Source organism: Mucilaginibacter lutimaris (genome assembly GCF_042676625.1).
Taxonomy (GTDB): Bacteria; Bacteroidota; Bacteroidia; order Sphingobacteriales; family Sphingobacteriaceae; genus Mucilaginibacter; species Mucilaginibacter lutimaris.
The window spans coordinates 1,113,805-1,129,678 of record NZ_JBHTIA010000003.1 but is presented as its reverse complement, the minus strand read 5'-3'; the positions used below and the strand labels follow the sequence as shown (position 1 = coordinate 1,129,678).

Genomic DNA, 15,874 nt, shown 5'->3' with positions numbered 1-15,874 from the left:
TTCTCCTTCGCTGGCCGTACTTCTGCTGCAATGAGCATTAGAGGCGCGGGCTACAATCATATCTTTAGTGCCCTGGTACATACCTTCGCCGGGTATGCAAGGCCGCAAATGGTTGATCTGCGGCGTTACTATAACTAAGTTATTTTAAATTTATACGTTGGTGCTTTTTATGGTTTTACCTAACCGTATTGCAGCCAGCGCAAAATAAAATGCACCAAATGCAGAATATCCTGCCAATGAGGCTATGCCATAGTTGGGCATGTGCGCACGTAATATGATAAAGCCGCCCGCTATGAGAGATTGCGCACCGCTAAGGATCATTGGCCATTGGCCTTCAAACATTTTTCTGCGGCGCAAACCTATAATAAACTGAATAAGGCCTGTTAACGAAGCCCAAACACCAAATACCACTAATGCAGTAGGAATGCCGCTTTGCAGGGCAATAATGACCGCGATAGTTGTTAGCGTGCCAATTGCCACATTTACATATTGCGGAATTTTGTTAGATGCAGGTGGATTGGCATTAATATCAACAAATGTTGCAATGACATCCCATATAGGGTAAAGAACAAATAAAATTTCTTCGAGTGTGTTGTTCGTTTTGCCAACGGTTACTATAAGCGTGATCCATATTACAGAAAACGCTACCCGTGCGAAATATAATTTACGTAATGATTTTGCGGTTCCGGCTGCTTCACTTGGTACAGTACCGGTAGATTGATTTAATGCGTTCATGATTTATATTCTTACTTTAATACCCAAATGTCGCTTGATAATGACCACCGGTTTTTCACTTAAGTTAAAAGCGATAGATTTTTTTTTAATCTAATATCATTCCTATCAGCGTCAAAGTAAGCTGTACCAACTACATACATTACCTTACAGGTAGGCGCCCGCCCTTAATTATTTGTTCCTGTGTAAGCCTAACCGCAATAAGTATACAACTTACCCCAATTTGTATTATCTGCTGCCCTCCGTTTGCACCGACCTTTACTTCATCAAATAATTACAACATGAAAAACACAATTTTAATTACCGGTGCAAGCAGCGGTATTGGTAAAGCCACCGCTAAATTATTCCTGGAAAAAGGATGGAACGTAATTGCTACCATGCGAAACCCCGAAAACGAAACAGAGTTAAATGAGCAGGAAAACCTACTGCTTGCCCAGCTGGATGTACTTGACCTGGCTTCTATCGAGAAAGCCATAGCAACAGGAATTGAGAAATTTGGAAAGATAGATGCTTTAGTGAACAACGCCGGTTATGGCGCTTTCGGCCCTCTCGAAGCTTTTTCGAGAGAAAGCATTATCCGCCAGTTCAATACCAATGTAATTGGGCTAATGGATGTAACGCGGGCCATATTGCCACACTTCCGCGGTAATAAAAGCGGGGTTATCATCAACATTTCTTCTATAGGCGGTAAAATGGCATTCCCTTTGGGAACGCTTTACCACGGCACCAAGTTTGCCGTAGAAGGTATCTCAGAAGCTTTAAGTTATGAACTGGAACAATTTGGCGCCAAAATCAAAATTGTTGAACCAGGTGCCATAGCTACCGATTTTGCCGGCCGCTCGCTGGATTTTAGTAACGATGAATCAATGACCGAATACCAGGATATTGTTAGTAAAGTTAACGAAGGGATGCCCGCATTTTTTAAAAATGCTTCTACTGCCAGCGTAGTTGCAAACGTTATATATGAAGCGGCTACGGATGGTACCGGCAAACTACGTTACACCGCCGGCGAAGATGCAAAAAACGTAATTGCCCAACGCACAGAAACTGATGATGCAACTTTCTTCCAAGGCATTAAGGACATGTTTAAACTTGCATAATTAAAAAAACACGGGGCTGCCGTGTTATAGCGCCCTGTGTTTTTATTATAAATCTTTAACTTTAATAATCAGCAATTAAATCAATGAGTGTATCCCTCCATTTTTCTGAGATAGCCGACGTATATAAATTCTTTAATATAGATAAGCCCCTTAAGCACCCGCTGGTTGCAGTAGTGGATTTTAGCGATGTTGATGAAAGTGTAGAAGAAAACACCAGGATATCCGGAGATTACTACTGTTTATTGTTTAAGCGGTATGATGGTAATAATGTAAGGTATGGCCGTAAAGTAATCGATTTTAATCACGGCAGCCTCATGTGCATAGCGCCAAATCAGGTGTTGGAAATGGAAACAGATATAGGCGCTTATACCGAAAAAGAAGGGTGGGGCGTATTTTTCCATCCCGATCTTATCAGAAACACTTCTCTTCAGGATAAAATGAACGACTACAGCTTTTTCTCTTATGAAGTATGGGAAGCGCTTCATATGTCTGAAAAAGAGAAACAAATCTTTTATGATTGCGTACAGAATCTGGATAATGAATTACACGAGAACATCGACCAGCACACCCAAAACGTTATTGTATCCCATATCGAGTTGCTGTTAAATTATTGCGCACGCTTTTACGGGCGACAATTCATTACAAGAAAAAGTGTGAACAGCACCGTTGTAATGCATGTAGAAAAAATACTACGCCACTATTTTAGCGGACCCGGGCTTCAAGAGCAGGGCCTGCCAACCGTAAAAAAACTTGCGGATAAAGTCAACCTTTCGCCGGGGTACTTAAGCGACCTTCTCAAAAAAGAAACAGGCAAAAATGCCCAAGACCACATTCACTATTACCTTATTGAGGAAGCAAAGAATATACTGACCGGTACCGATAAGTCTGTTGCCGAGGTTGCTTACTTGTTAGGGTTTGAATACCCACAGTATTTCAACAAGCTTTTTAAACAAAAAACAGGTAAAACTCCGGTAGAATTCCGTAACCTCAACTAAGCCATTCGATGATTATATGAAACTGTTACCTCCGTAAAAATGGTGTAAGGTCAGCTCATCATTCATTCGCCAGTTGTTTTTTACCCCAGTTATGTAAATGCTCTATAAATGGCATTAGCTCGCGCCCTGTATCGCTTAATGAGTATTCTACCTTAGGCGGCACCTCATGATACATTTTACGGATGATCAGGTTATCATCTTCCAGTTCCCTTAAGGTTTGGGTGAGCATTTTGGTTGTTATATCAGGCAGTGTCCTGCTCAGTTCACCGTAACGCAATACGGACTGTAAGCCCAAATGCCACAGGATGCGTCCCTTGTACTTCCCCCCTATACGCTTAAAAGCATATTCTACACCACACCTTTGAATACATTCCGGTATTTCCTGCTTTTTTTTCATCTTTATATTTATACAAACAACTGATAATCAATAATACATACTTTTTAGTATGTAGGATACAAAAAAGTACATACTTGCCAAAAGTAAACAATAGATCTAACTTTGTTAAAAAATAAAAGATAAAAATGGAATCACAAGCTAAAGATAAACAAGGAACAATGAAGGCGGTACGCCAATACGAGTTCGGCGGCCCCGAAGTATTACGTTACGAAGATGCACCCATTCCGGACATAGGGCCGGGAGAAGTCCGCATTCGGGTACATGCAGTAGGCCTTAACCCACCCGATTGGTATTTACGCGATGGATTTAAGATACTGCCGCCTGAGTGGCAACCCAAGCTGCCCTTTCCCATCATATTGGGCACCGACGTTTCGGGCGTTATAGAGGCCGTTGCCGATGACGTTAAGGATTTCTCGGTTGGAGACGAGGTTTATTCGATGGTACGCTTTCCGGGTGAGGTTTTGGGAAATAGCAGGGCTTACGCGGAGTATGTAACCGCCCCTGCCTCAGAAGTTGCGCTGAAGCCTGCCGGCCTCGATCATGTGCATGCCGCCGCCGCGCCCATGTCATTACTAACCGCATGGCAGTTTATGATAGCACAAGGGCACAATGTGCCTAACCCGCTTCAGCCTAAACAGCACGAGCCCGTTCCGCTGCAAGGTAAAAGGGTACTGGTTAACGGTGCTGCCGGTGGTGTAGGCCACTTTGCGGTACAACTTGCTAAATGGAAAGGCGCTCACGTTATCGCGATAGCCTCAGGCAGGCATGAAGCGTTCCTGATGGACCTTGGCGCTGATGAATTTTATGACTATACAAAAGTTACCCCCGAGGATATTATTCGTGATGTTGATCTGGTAGTTGATGCTATCGGCGGGCCATCTACCGGCCGTTTTTTACGTACCATAAAACGTAGGGGAGCGTTATTCCCGGTGTTTGGGCTTGGCGCGGGCGGTAGCGAAGAAGCCGAAAAGCTTGGCATCACCTTCTCTACCACACAGGTTCGTTCGAGCGGCGCGCAACTGGCAGAAATAAGTGGCTTGCTGGATAACCGTACCATACGGGTTGCCGTAGACAGCACTTTTACACTTGCCGATGCACATAAGGCTCATGAACGGGCCGAAAAAGGAAGCATACAAGGTAAAATCGTATTAACTGTACAATAGACCAACTGATAGCGGGCGCGGCCCCCATTCATATAGGCTGCGCCCGCATTAAGTATATTATGAGGTTATTGTTCCGTTTTCGGGCTCTTTTAAAAACCTTGTTTTAGGCAGGCTGCCGGGGAAATTTTCCTGTATGTATTGTATCATGTTCTCCCTTACATAACACCTTAAATCAAAAGCCTGCGATGAATTTCTGGCGCTAACCAACATACGTAATTCAATAACACGTTCTTTAGCATCAGTAACCTGCAATATGCCAACGCGCTTATCCCAAAGATCGGTTGCATCTAACAGTTTGGTCAATTCCCCCCTCAGCGCGTCAGTAGGCACTGTATAATCTACATATAAAAACACCGTACCTAATATTTCAGAGGTGGTTCTGGTCCAGTTTTGAAAGGGCTTCTCTATAAAGTAATTAATAGGCAGGATCAATCTGCGCTGATCCCATATATTAAGCACAACGTAAGTAAGTGTAATATCCTCTACCCGCCCCCATTCGCCTTCAACCACCAGCACATCGTCAATACGTATGGGTTGCGTAAAAGCTATTTGGAAACCAGCCAATAGATTACCTAATGATTTCTGCGCTGCAAAACCAATAATGATACCTCCTATGCCCACCCCCGTTAAAAGCCCGGCACCCAGTTTGCGCACATTATCAAAACTCAATAGTATAAGGGCGAGTGTAATTAAAATAATAAGTACGGTAGCCAGCTTCCTGATGAATTGCAGCTGTGTGCGTATCTTACGTTCTTTGAGATTATCGGCCTTATTAAAATCGTATTTATAGTAAATAAAATCCTCAAGCACCCTAATGGAACTCATCACTAGGCTTGCAAACGATATCAGCAAAAAAATGCCAAGCCATCTTCTGAACGCACCGTCATAAACCTCTCTTAAAGCTAGGTATGGTAACATGATGTTAGCCACCAGCAGCGGTATAAAATGGTTTAGCGGCCTGCTAAGGTGTGTAACTAACGACCGTAATAGTGAATACTCCGCCTCCTTTTTATTCTTGTAATAGTTAAGCAGTATTTTAACAAACACTTTTATGATAAAGCCAATAAATAATATAAAGGCGATAACAATAATATTCCACAACCAGGGTGATAATGTTTTAGACCATAAATTTATTTGCTCTTCCATATTTATAAAAATATTGGCCTGTCAAGCTTCATGGCAATACGGTAGGCGGCATTCATTAAGCCTACATGGCTATAGGCCTGCGGGAAGTTACCCCATTGGCTGCCAGACTCTTCGTCAACGTCCTCACTAAATAAAAGCAGGTGGTTACAGTATTTGAGCAATTTTTCAAACTCCCTGGTGGCATCATCAAGCCGCCCAACGCAGGCAAGCGCCTCAACGTACCAGAACGCGCATATAAGGAAGGTGGTTTTGGGTTTTCCAAAATCATCGGTATGTATGTAACGATAAAATAAGCCTCCCTCTGTCTTAAGCTCTTTTTCTAAAGCTATCAAATGATCTTTTGCCTTTTGCGATGCAGGATCAAGGTAGTTCATCATAATAAGCTGTAATGTGCTTGCATCTAAATGCGGGCTGCCTACAGCATGGGTGTAAACCTTGCGTTCTGGGTCGTAGCATGCTTCTATATGTGCGGCTGCGCGCGCCTTTAATTCGCGCGCTTTTTCAACAAGTTCGTCATTATTGATGGTAAGAGCGATCTTTTCGGCCGCGCAGCAACCTGCCCATTGGAAAAGGTTGCTATAGCAATGGATGTGCGCTATATTTCTAAACTCCCATATCCCCGCGTCTTTTTCGTCGATAGTCCGTTCTATTTTACCTAAGATGGAAGCTATCCATTTGTCAGAGTCTTTACGCTCGCTAAAAATAAAGCGGTGGTCGGTATAAAGCGGCAACAGTGATATAAGCACCTGGCCATAAATATCGTTCTGGATATGTTCTGACGCCTGGTTGCCAATACGCACCGGGCCATTACCCATATAACCCGACAAGTGTTCCATGATGGTCTCGGTAAGGTCTTTTTTACCGGTTATGCTGTATAGCGGCTGATATCTGAAATGCTCCTTGTCTCCAAAAGAGATATCGGTTACATACCCGAAATATCGCTCCATTTCTTCGAAATGGCCTATATGGTTAAGCGATGTTAATACGTAATAGGTATCGCGCAGCCAGCAGTAGCGGTAATCCCAGTTACGGCCGCTGCCGGGGAACTCAGGCAAGCTACTGGTGCTGGCCGCGATAATAGCCCCGGTATCTTCATATTGATGGATCTTTAGCGCCAGTGCCGAACGGACAACATATGGCTGATAAAAGCCGGCAATTGTTGAATGCTTGATCCACAGGCGCCAGTAATCAATAGTTTCGCGTAAATATTCTTCGGCCATGCTTGTTAACGATTTATCAAGCTCAGAGCCGTAGTTTAACAGCAGGTATTTGGTCTCGTTAAGAGAAAAGAAGGATGCATCCTCTAAATAGCTCAGCGGGATATTTGAAGTAAGCGTCATCCGTTCATCGCAGCCTGTAAACTCAATGGAATCGCTGCCAAACTGCCTGTCCCATTTATTTTGCCCATAATCACAAACCGGCTCGCATTTAACACTTATTCTTGGGTTACCCTCCAGTACCTCAATTTTACGGATGAGGATAAGGGGCTTATAGTAACGCCCGTTTTTGAGGAACCGCGGCGCAAAATCTGTTACGCGGTATTTACCGTTGGCACAAGTTATTTCGGTACGCAGTACATTGGTATTTTCGAGGTAGTACTGCTTCGAAGTAAATTCGCCTAAGGGCTTAATAGAAAACTCGCCTCCTTTTCTATCATCAAGCAAACCGCCAAAAATAAACTGGCTGTCGAACCGTGGCCAGCACATCCATTCAATGTTAGTATTAGTGTTTACGTGAGCTAAAAAGGCGCAGTTCCCTATAATGCCGGTACTATAAGTATGTTTTTCCATGAACAATTATAAATTATCATACCAACAACAATAGTTTATAATTGTTACCTAAAAATGTTTTTTGATTAATGAACGGCTTGTGGCTGCAGCAAATTGTTAATTGTTTCCTTCAATTCATGCAGGTTTACAGGTTTGGTAATAACGTTACTACAGCCAAATTTTGCCGAAATGGGATCCAGAGATGTATATTCTGATAGTAAGATGATCGGCAGGTCGTGCAGCTCATTATCCGATTTTATCTGGTGGCATAACGTTCCGCCGTTGTCATCATTTAATATAAAATCAATGATCAATAGCTCCGGCGAGCTTTGTTTCATCTGGTTCAGTATATCAGCAGAGCAGCAGATCACTTCCGGTTCGATATTTAAAAATTGGCTGTTTGATTTAAGCAGATGAACAACCGTGTCATCGGGGCTTATAAGTATTACTTTTCTCATAGGTAGGATGGTAGGAACGCAAATTAAATAAATGAAATCACATTTTATCGTTCTAAGAAAAAAAATAACTCTTAAAACAAATCAAAGTTTTCGTGTTATATGAGTATGTCTAAAAATATTTACCCCGGTAAACCGTATCCGCTTGGCGCAACCTATGATGGGCAAGGCGTAAACTTCGCGTTGTTCTCTGATAATGCAACCAATGTTGAACTTTGTCTTTTTGATTCATCTGCTGAGCAGAAACAACCGGAAGAACGCATAAAACTTACCGAACGCACACACCAGATATGGCACTGTTACATACCCGGCATAAAGCCCGGCCAGTTATACGGCTACAGGGTACACGGCCCATATGAGCCTGAACAAGGACACAGGTTTAACGCTAATAAAGTTTTGATAGACCCGTATGCAAAAGCTATATCGGGCACTATTGACTGGCACGACTCGTTATTTGGTTATGAGCTTGGGCACCATGCCGAAGACCTGAGTTTTAGTGCTACTGATAGCTCGCCTTATATACCAAAGGCAGTTGTTGTAGACCCAACATTTGATTGGGAAGACGACCAGCCGCCGCGTACGCCTTATCATCAATCTGTAATTTACGAAACACATGTTAAGGGCTTTACGCAACTCCACCCCGATATTCCCGAAGAAATAAGAGGCACTTATGAAGCCATTGGACACCCGGCAAGCATAAAATATCTAACAGAACTTGGGGTAACGGCTATAGAATTGATGCCGGTACACCATTTTGTAAACGACAGGCACCTTGCCGAAAAAGGTTTAAGCAATTACTGGGGTTACAATACGATAGGTTTTTTTGCACCTGATGTGCGTTACGCCGGTAATATCGACAACGGACAGCAGGTACAGGAGTTTAAACAAATGGTAAAAGCACTGCACAAGGCCGGTATAGAGGTAATACTTGATGTAGTTTACAACCATACCGGCGAAGGTAACCACATGGGCCCTACGCTATCATTAAAAGGTATTGATAACTCATCATACTACAGGCTAGTAGATGATAATAAAAGATATTATAACGATTATACCGGCACCGGCAACACGCTGAATGCCATGCTGCCAAATGTATTGCGCTACATTATGGATAGCCTGCGTTATTGGATAACAGAAATGCACGTTGATGGCTTTAGGTTTGACCTTGCAGCCACCCTTGCCCGGGAGCTTCATGAAGTGAACAGGTTAAGCGGCTTTTTCGACATCATTTACCAGGACCCTACCATTTCTCAGGTAAAGCTGATATCAGAACCGTGGGATATAGGCGAAGATGGCTACCAGGTGGGTAACTTCCCGCCGGGATGGGGCGAGTGGAATGGAAAATTCCGTGATTGCATCCGCGATTACTGGATTGGCGCCGACAGTATGCTGGGCGAGTTTGGCCAGCGCTTTACCGGCAGCCCCGATCTTTACCAGGAGGATTACCGCAAACCAACCGCCAGTATTAATTTTATTACTGCTCATGACGGCTTTACGCTTAACGATCTGGTATCATACAACGAAAAACATAACGAAGCAAACGGAGAAGATAATAACGACGGCGAAAGCCATAACCGATCCTGGAATTGCGGTGCCGAAGGGCCTACTGATGACCCGGAAGTTATAAAGCTGCGCGATCGTCAGAAACGAAACCTGCTTACTACCCTATTTCTATCGCAAGGGGTGCCTATGCTTGTTGCAGGGGATGAATTTGGGCGTACACAACAAGGTAATAACAACGCATACTGCCAGGATAACGAGATCTCGTGGCTTAATTGGGGCGAAGCGGATCGGGACTTATTAGCCTTTACCCGCCGCCTCATCGCTTTGCGGAAAGACCACCCCATATTCCGCCGGCGGAAATGGTTCAGGGGTAAACCTGTTAAGGGTAAGGGTCCCGAAGATATTGCCTGGTTTTTACCTGAAGGGGGGCCGATGGAAGACCATAACTGGGATCACGATTTCGCGCGTTCTCTGGGTATCTATCTCAACGGCCTTGGCCTGCACTCGGTAGATCCAAAGGGTGTCCCAATAAAAGACGATAATTTTTATTTGATGTTTAACGCACATCACGAACCACTGGAATACAGGTTGCCCGAAGTGCTGAATAATAAAAGCTGGGAGATTGTTTTAGATACGGCTAATGACGATGTTTTTGAGCAAACCATAAACAACCGGGAAAGCATACGTGTTGAAGGAAGAGCAGTTGTTGTATTGCGTAATAAGCTTTTTAATGAATAAAGAAGATCTAATACCCGGCGTAAGTTTTTTAGAAGATGGTACAGCATGCGTTGTGCTTTGGGCGCCAAAGGCAGATACAGCGGCTATTCTTTTAAACGACAAAGAACAATTGCCGTTAAACAAAGTTGAAAAAGGCTACTGGACGCTTACTACGGATATAATTAAGCCCTTTGATAAATATTCATTCCTATTAGATGGGACTAAACAACTGCCCGACCCTGCTTCACGGTCGCAGCCGGACGGTGTGCATGGGCAATCGCAGGCTATTGACCTGAAAAGCTTTGAGTGGAAAACAACCGAATGGCAAGCCACCCCATTACAAGATTACATTATTTATGAACTACATACCGGCACTTTTACACCTGAAGGAACTTTTGAAGGTATTAAAAATAAGTTACAACACTTAAAAGAACTGGGTGTTACTGCCATCGAAATTATGCCTGTAGCACAGTTTCCTGGTGGGCGAAACTGGGGGTATGATGGTGTTTTCCCGTTCGCGGTACAAAACTCTTACGGGGGTGCCTCAGGGTTGATGAAGTTGGTAGATGCCTGCCACAAGCATGGCTTAGCTGTAATATTAGATGTGGTTTATAACCATGTTGGCCCCGAAGGCAATTACTTTAATGAGTTTGGGTCATACTTTACCGATAAATACCGCACACCCTGGGGTAACGCCATAAACTTTGACGATGCCGGCTGCGATGAAGTGCGAAATTACTTTGTACAAAATGTGTTAATGTGGTTCCGCGATTTTAAAATAGATGCATTGAGGTTAGATGCGGTACATGCCATTAAAGACTTTGGGCCTAAACATATTTTACAGGAAATGAGGGAAGCGGTTGATGAACTGATGGCCCAAACAGGACGCACACATTACCTCATTATAGAATTTGACCTGAACGATAAACGCTTCATCGACCCAATCAAAGAACATGGCTATGGCATGGATGCGCAATGGATAGACGAATTCCATCATGCTTTACGTGTAACCGCGGGCGGAGAACGTAACGGTTATTACTCGGATTTTGAGGGAATAAAGCATCTGGCTAAATCTTACCGCGATGCTTACGTATACGATGGGATTTACTCCGAAGAGCGCCAAAAAACATTTGGTACTAAAACAGATAACCCGGGCAGCCAGTTTGTAGTGTTCTCGCAAAACCATGACCATGTGGGCAACCGCATGCTTGGCGAGCGCAGTAGCGTGCTATTTAGCTCATCAATGCAAAAATTGATGGCTGCCGCGGTAATGGTTAGTCCCTACCTGCCAATGCTATTTATGGGCGAGGAATACAGCGAACAAAACCCCTTTTTATATTTTGTGAGTCATGGAGATCAAGAGTTGATCGAAGCCGTGCGTAAAGGCCGTAAAGAAGAATTTAAAGCTTTCCATGTGCAGGGCGAAGCGCCCGACCCGCAGTCGGAAAGCACGTTCACCAAATCGAAATTAAATTGGGGAAGTATGGCCCAGGAGCAGCAGCAGGATATGTTGCAATATTATAAAACGCTTATCCGGCTACGTAAAACCTTGCCTGCTCTAAGCAACCCCGAGCGCCAAAAGCTATCTGTAACTTATAATGATACACAGCAAACCTTGCAACTCCATCGTTGGAAAGATGGCAACCAGGTATACTGCTTCATGAATTTCTCGAAACAACCACAACAGATCGAACCGCCCGCCGATGCGCTAAAAATGGCTTTAAATTCTGCGAAGAATAACGATCATCCAAAAAACATCATTCAACCAGAATCGATAATAATTTATACAAACAAATATGTTTAACCCGGTATCTACCTATCGCATACAATTTCATAAGGATTTTACTTTTGCAAACCTGGAGCAGATAATCCCTTATTTGGCCAAACTGGGTGTAAAAACTTTATATGCGTCGCCCATATTTAGCGCGGTACCGGGCAGCAATCACGGGTATGATGGTGTTGATCCGCTTACTATAAACCCTGAGATTGGAACGCTTGAACAATTAAAAGACATCAGTAAAAAGTTAAAGCAAGTTGGTATAAGCTGGTTACAGGATATTGTACCCAACCATATGGCTTTTCATCACCATAACAAATGGCTGATGGACCTGCTCAAAAATGGCCCCTCCTCCCCTTACCGCAATTACTTTGACCAAAGCCTGGCCGACGAAACATTCTTTAAAGGCCCCATCATGGTTCCCTTTTTAGGTGATGACCTGGAAAACGTGATTAATAACGGCGAGCTAAAGATCATCAACCAAAATGATGGCTTCTTTTTTAATTACGCGGATCAATTCTGGCCAATCAATGACGATTCTGCGTTGGCGCTTACTGGAATAGATCCGGATGTGTTAAATGTAGACAAAAGCAAGTTGATAGAAATTGCCAACAAACAACATTACAGGCTGTGTAACTGGAAAGAAACGGATACGCAAATTAATTTCAGGCGATTTTTTACAGTAAACGGACTCATTTGCATCAACATACAACGCCAGAAAGTATTTGACCATTTCCATCAGTTAATAGCACAACTACTTAAGGAAGACGTTATACAGGGCCTGCGTATCGACCACATTGATGGTTTATATGACCCTGAACAGTACCTGCAACGCCTCCGCAAACTTGCAGGCGATGATACTTATATCGTAGTTGAAAAGATCCTGGAACCCGGTGAAGCCTTGCCCGCATGGCCCATACAAGGCACAACCGGTTATGATTTTCTGGCGCAGGTAAACAATCTTTTTACTGACAGGAAAAGCGAAAAAGCCTTTACCCGTTTTTACAAGGATCTAACAGAGAAGAAAAGACCGGTAAATGAGCAGATAAAGGATAAAAAGAACCTGATCCTGACCACTCACATGAATGGCGAACTGGAGAACCTCACCAACCTGATTATTGAATTGGGATTAGGAGACGCCAACAACCGTGATGGTATTAAAAAAGACATTTCACATTTACTTATAAACTTCCCAGTTTACCGTTTTTATGGCAATAGCTGGCCGCTGCCTCACGAAGAGGAACAAAAACTCGTTACGATTTTAAACGAAATTAAAAGCGATAACCTTCAATTGTTTGAACACAAAGCAGACGACGATTATAACCGTCGTGCATTAAGCTTTTACCAACGCTGTATGCAATTTAGCGGACCCTTAATGGCTAAGGGTGTAGAGGATACGTTAATGTATACTTACAACCGGTTTATAGACCATAATGAGGTAGGCGATTCGCCCGAAACATTTGGTTTGCCGGCAGATGAGTTTCACACATTAATGATTGAGCGCCAAAACCAATGGCCGCTGGCACTCAATGCAACTGCTACCCATGATACCAAACGGGGTGAAGGTGTAAGGGCGCGTTTAAATGTGTTAAGCACCATAAGCGACGAATGGATAGAAAAAGTAACGGAATGGCAGGCCCTAAATGCTGATATTAAATTAGGTGGCGCGCCTGATAACAATGATGAATATTTTATTTACCAAACGCTTATTGGTACGTACCCGATGCCCGGTGAGCAAGCGGCCGACTTTGCAGAACGATTGGATGCTTATCTTGAAAAAACACTTCGCGAAGCAAAACGGCATTCTAACTGGGCAGATCCTAACGAAAATTATGAGGAAGCGGTAAAACACTTTGCTTCATCATTGCTGAATACATCGCGGCCATTTTGGGACAGTTTTAAAACATTCCATAAAAAAGTATGTGACCTGGGCGTAGTGAATTCCCTTGCCCAGCTAACATTAAAGCTTACCTGCCCGGGCGTGCCCGATATTTACCAGGGCTGCGAACTTTGGGATCTGAGCATGGTTGACCCTGATAACCGCCGTCCTGTTGATTATAGCGTTCGACAAGCCTACCTCGACGCAAACGAACGCGAAAGTATAGAAGAGATTTGGGGCAGCAAGTTTAACGGACATGTAAAAACCTGGCTTTTGCAACGGCTATTAGATTTAAGAAGCAAGTTTGCAGAAGTTTTTGCTAACGGCGACTACCTCCCCATAACCCTAAGTGGCAAACATGCCGATGAAGCTATTGCCTTTGCAAGAATTTACCAGGATAAATGGCTTGTTACAATTGTACCGGTACGGGCCAAAGCGCAACTGAATGACACCTATATACATTTACCAAACGAAGCGCCTGTATCGTTTAAAAACATTATAACGAATGAAACAGGCTTAACAGGTAAAAAGATCGCCATCAGCACTATGCTCAAGGAACTCCCGGTTGCGGTATTAGAGCTTAACAACTCAACAAGCAAGCGGGCCGCGGGTGTTTTATTACATATTACATCGCTGCCCTCAAATTTTGGCATTGGCGATCTTGGGCCAAAAGCCCGGCAGTTTGCCAAATTATTAAAGGAAGGTTACCAGCGTTATTGGCAAATATTACCGCTCAACTCGGTAAGCGCTGCCGATGCGTTCTCCCCCTACAGCTCAACATCCAGCCAGGCGGGTAATATATTGTTAATTAGTCCGGAACAATTGGTTGAAGATGGCCTGCTAACATCAATTGATTTGCAACAGTACAATGGAGAGAACCGGCAGTTAAATTTTGAAAAGGCGCAGGACATAAAAAATCAGTTACTCGAGAAAGCCTGGCAAATTTATATAAGCCACCCTACAGAAGCATTACAGAAAAATTTCGCCTTGTTTTGTGAGCAGGAAAAGACATGGCTTGACAATTACGCCTTTTTTTGTGTACTAAAAGATAAATATCACCAAGCACCCTGGTATACCTGGCCAGATGAATTTAAGTTTAGAAAACAAAATGCGCTACAGCAATTTGCTGAAGTGAACACTGGCGAAGTTGAAAAAGTTAAATGGTTACAATTTATATTTACGAAGCAATGGTTAAATCTTAAGGCGCATTGTAACAATTTAGGCATCAGCATTTTTGGCGACATCCCTTTTTACATTAGCTACGATTCTGCAGATGTATGGACCGAGCCGGAACTATTTGACCTAGATGAGAATCTGGACATGATCAATGTATCAGGCGTACCGCCCGATTATTTCAACAGCAATGGCCAGCGCTGGGGAACACCTGTATATAATTGGCAAAAATTAAAGGAACAAGGATATGACTGGTGGTTAAAACGCATCAAAAAGAACCTGCAATGGTTCGATTTGCTGCGACTTGACCATTTCAGGGCCTTTGCCGATTATTGGGCAGTTCCCGCTAATGAAGATACCGCCATAAATGGCAAATGGCTCAACGGCCCGGGCTCTGATTTTTTCAAAACGCTGTTAGCTGCCATACCCAATTTGCCGTTAGTAGCCGAAGATCTGGGCGATATAGACGAAAAAGTACATCAATTGAAAGATGAGTTTGCTCTACCGGGCATGAAAGTGTTGCAATTTGCCTTTGGTGATAACATTGCACAGTCTGATTACATCCCTCATCATCATACGCCAAATGATATTGTTTATACCGGTACGCATGATAATAACACAACGCTCGGGTGGTTTAGGCAGGATGCGGATAAAACAGTTATTAAAAATTTAAAACGCTACGCTGGCATTGATGTAAAGGAACGAAACATTGTCAATACTATCATTAGGATGGCATTAGGTTCTGTTTGTAATACTGCAATAATCCCTTTGCAGGATTGGTTTAAACTTGACGAACAGAGCAGAATGAACACACCCGCCGGTGAAGATGGCACTAATTGGAAATGGCAATTATCAGAGTCCAATTTCAATAACATCCCCATCAAAAAAATGAAAAAATGGGCGGCCTTATTTGATCGCGTTTAAAGTATTTAAGCACGATCTTATAAAATATAAGATGCCGTTTAAACCATATTCCCTGTTACGCACAACCCCAACTTAAGGGGTTAACAATTTACCTTCTAAAATATTTACGATATATTAATTTCTTTAAAGTTAATTAAGTTAAAC

The 15,874-nt window shown here is 43.2% G+C and carries 11 protein-coding genes; 6 read left to right on the top strand and 5 right to left on the bottom strand.

Translation table 11 applies throughout. The annotated features are described in order from the left end of the window. Positions 1-150: 150 nt before the first annotated feature. On the bottom strand, positions 151-735 hold the full coding sequence (locus tag ACFQZI_RS05925) for a hypothetical protein (RefSeq protein ID WP_377139701.1): 585 nt from the start codon (positions 733-735) through the stop codon (positions 151-153). Between the two features lie 278 nt (positions 736-1,013). Here ACFQZI_RS05925 and ACFQZI_RS05920 point away from each other — a divergent pair, with 278 nt between their 5' ends. Both ACFQZI_RS05920 and ACFQZI_RS05915 read left to right on the top strand, forming a co-directional pair. Then, positions 1,014-1,832, top strand: a complete 819-nt coding sequence (locus tag ACFQZI_RS05920; protein WP_377139698.1) for an SDR family oxidoreductase — start codon at positions 1,014-1,016, stop codon at positions 1,830-1,832. An 83-nt stretch (positions 1,833-1,915) separates the two neighbouring features. Next, positions 1,916-2,827, top strand: coding sequence for a helix-turn-helix domain-containing protein (locus tag ACFQZI_RS05915; protein ID WP_377139695.1), 912 nt, complete (start codon positions 1,916-1,918; stop codon positions 2,825-2,827). Positions 2,828-2,885: 58 nt separating this feature from the next. Here the strand turns inward: ACFQZI_RS05915 and ACFQZI_RS05910 are convergent, their stop codons facing one another. Further along, complete coding sequence (locus ACFQZI_RS05910; protein WP_377139693.1) at positions 2,886-3,224, bottom strand: winged helix-turn-helix transcriptional regulator; 339 nt, start codon at positions 3,222-3,224, stop codon at positions 2,886-2,888. A 125-nt stretch (positions 3,225-3,349) separates the two neighbouring features. Between ACFQZI_RS05910 and ACFQZI_RS05905 the strand changes: the two genes are divergently transcribed. Continuing rightward, complete coding sequence (locus ACFQZI_RS05905) at positions 3,350-4,387, top strand: NADP-dependent oxidoreductase (RefSeq protein WP_377139691.1); 1,038 nt, start codon at positions 3,350-3,352, stop codon at positions 4,385-4,387. A gap of 57 nt (positions 4,388-4,444) precedes the next feature. Here ACFQZI_RS05905 and ACFQZI_RS05900 read toward each other — a convergent pair whose 3' ends face one another. The 3 genes from ACFQZI_RS05900 to ACFQZI_RS05890 all read right to left on the bottom strand — a co-directional run bounded on the left by ACFQZI_RS05900 (position 4,445) and on the right by ACFQZI_RS05890 (position 7,760). Continuing rightward, positions 4,445-5,533: a mechanosensitive ion channel family protein gene (locus tag ACFQZI_RS05900; protein WP_377139689.1), complete on the bottom strand. Its 1,089-nt coding sequence runs from the start codon at positions 5,531-5,533 to the stop codon at positions 4,445-4,447. Between the two features lie 2 nt (positions 5,534-5,535). Continuing rightward, complete coding sequence (locus tag ACFQZI_RS05895; protein ID WP_377139687.1) at positions 5,536-7,323, bottom strand: glycoside hydrolase family 15 protein; 1,788 nt, start codon at positions 7,321-7,323, stop codon at positions 5,536-5,538. Positions 7,324-7,388: 65 nt separating this feature from the next. After that, positions 7,389-7,760 (bottom strand): response regulator, encoded by a 372-nt coding sequence (locus tag ACFQZI_RS05890; protein WP_377139684.1) that lies wholly within the window; start codon positions 7,758-7,760, stop codon positions 7,389-7,391. 105 nt (positions 7,761-7,865) lie between these two features. Here ACFQZI_RS05890 and glgX point away from each other — a divergent pair, with 105 nt between their 5' ends. From glgX to treY, 3 genes are read left to right on the top strand one after another with little or no spacing between them, the layout of a single operon-like run. After that, positions 7,866-9,998 carry a glycogen debranching protein GlgX gene (gene glgX, locus ACFQZI_RS05885; protein WP_377139681.1) on the top strand — a complete coding sequence of 711 codons (2,133 nt, stop codon included), beginning with the start codon at positions 7,866-7,868 and terminating at the stop codon, positions 9,996-9,998. Beyond that, positions 9,991-11,781: a malto-oligosyltrehalose trehalohydrolase gene (treZ, locus tag ACFQZI_RS05880; RefSeq protein WP_377139678.1), complete on the top strand. Its 1,791-nt coding sequence runs from the start codon at positions 9,991-9,993 to the stop codon at positions 11,779-11,781. The genes glgX and treZ overlap by 8 nt, the downstream gene beginning before the upstream one ends. Next, positions 11,774-15,730, top strand: a complete 3,957-nt coding sequence (treY, locus tag ACFQZI_RS05875) for a malto-oligosyltrehalose synthase (RefSeq protein WP_377139675.1) — start codon at positions 11,774-11,776, stop codon at positions 15,728-15,730. Before treZ ends, treY begins: the two co-directional genes overlap by 8 nt. Positions 15,731-15,874: the final 144 nt, after the last annotated feature.

Excerpts from the sequence above, each read along its gene's own strand:
- ACFQZI_RS05925 (WP_377139701.1), bottom strand. The coding sequence starts at position 735 with ATGAACGCATTAAATCAATCTACCGGTACTGTACCAAGTGAAGCAGCC.
- ACFQZI_RS05920 (WP_377139698.1), top strand. The coding sequence starts at position 1,014 with ATGAAAAACACAATTTTAATTACCGGTGCAAGCAGCGGTATTGGTAAA.
- ACFQZI_RS05915 (WP_377139695.1), top strand. The coding sequence starts at position 1,916 with ATGAGTGTATCCCTCCATTTTTCTGAGATAGCCGACGTATATAAATTC.
- ACFQZI_RS05910 (WP_377139693.1), bottom strand. The coding sequence starts at position 3,224 with ATGAAAAAAAAGCAGGAAATACCGGAATGTATTCAAAGGTGTGGTGTA.
- ACFQZI_RS05905 (WP_377139691.1), top strand. The coding sequence starts at position 3,350 with ATGGAATCACAAGCTAAAGATAAACAAGGAACAATGAAGGCGGTACGC.
- ACFQZI_RS05900 (WP_377139689.1), bottom strand. The coding sequence starts at position 5,533 with ATGGAAGAGCAAATAAATTTATGGTCTAAAACATTATCACCCTGGTTG.
- ACFQZI_RS05895 (WP_377139687.1), bottom strand. The coding sequence starts at position 7,323 with ATGGAAAAACATACTTATAGTACCGGCATTATAGGGAACTGCGCCTTT.
- ACFQZI_RS05890 (WP_377139684.1), bottom strand. The coding sequence starts at position 7,760 with ATGAGAAAAGTAATACTTATAAGCCCCGATGACACGGTTGTTCATCTG.
- glgX (WP_377139681.1), top strand. The coding sequence starts at position 7,866 with ATGTCTAAAAATATTTACCCCGGTAAACCGTATCCGCTTGGCGCAACC.
- treZ (WP_377139678.1), top strand. The coding sequence starts at position 9,991 with ATGAATAAAGAAGATCTAATACCCGGCGTAAGTTTTTTAGAAGATGGT.
- treY (WP_377139675.1), top strand. The coding sequence starts at position 11,774 with ATGTTTAACCCGGTATCTACCTATCGCATACAATTTCATAAGGATTTT.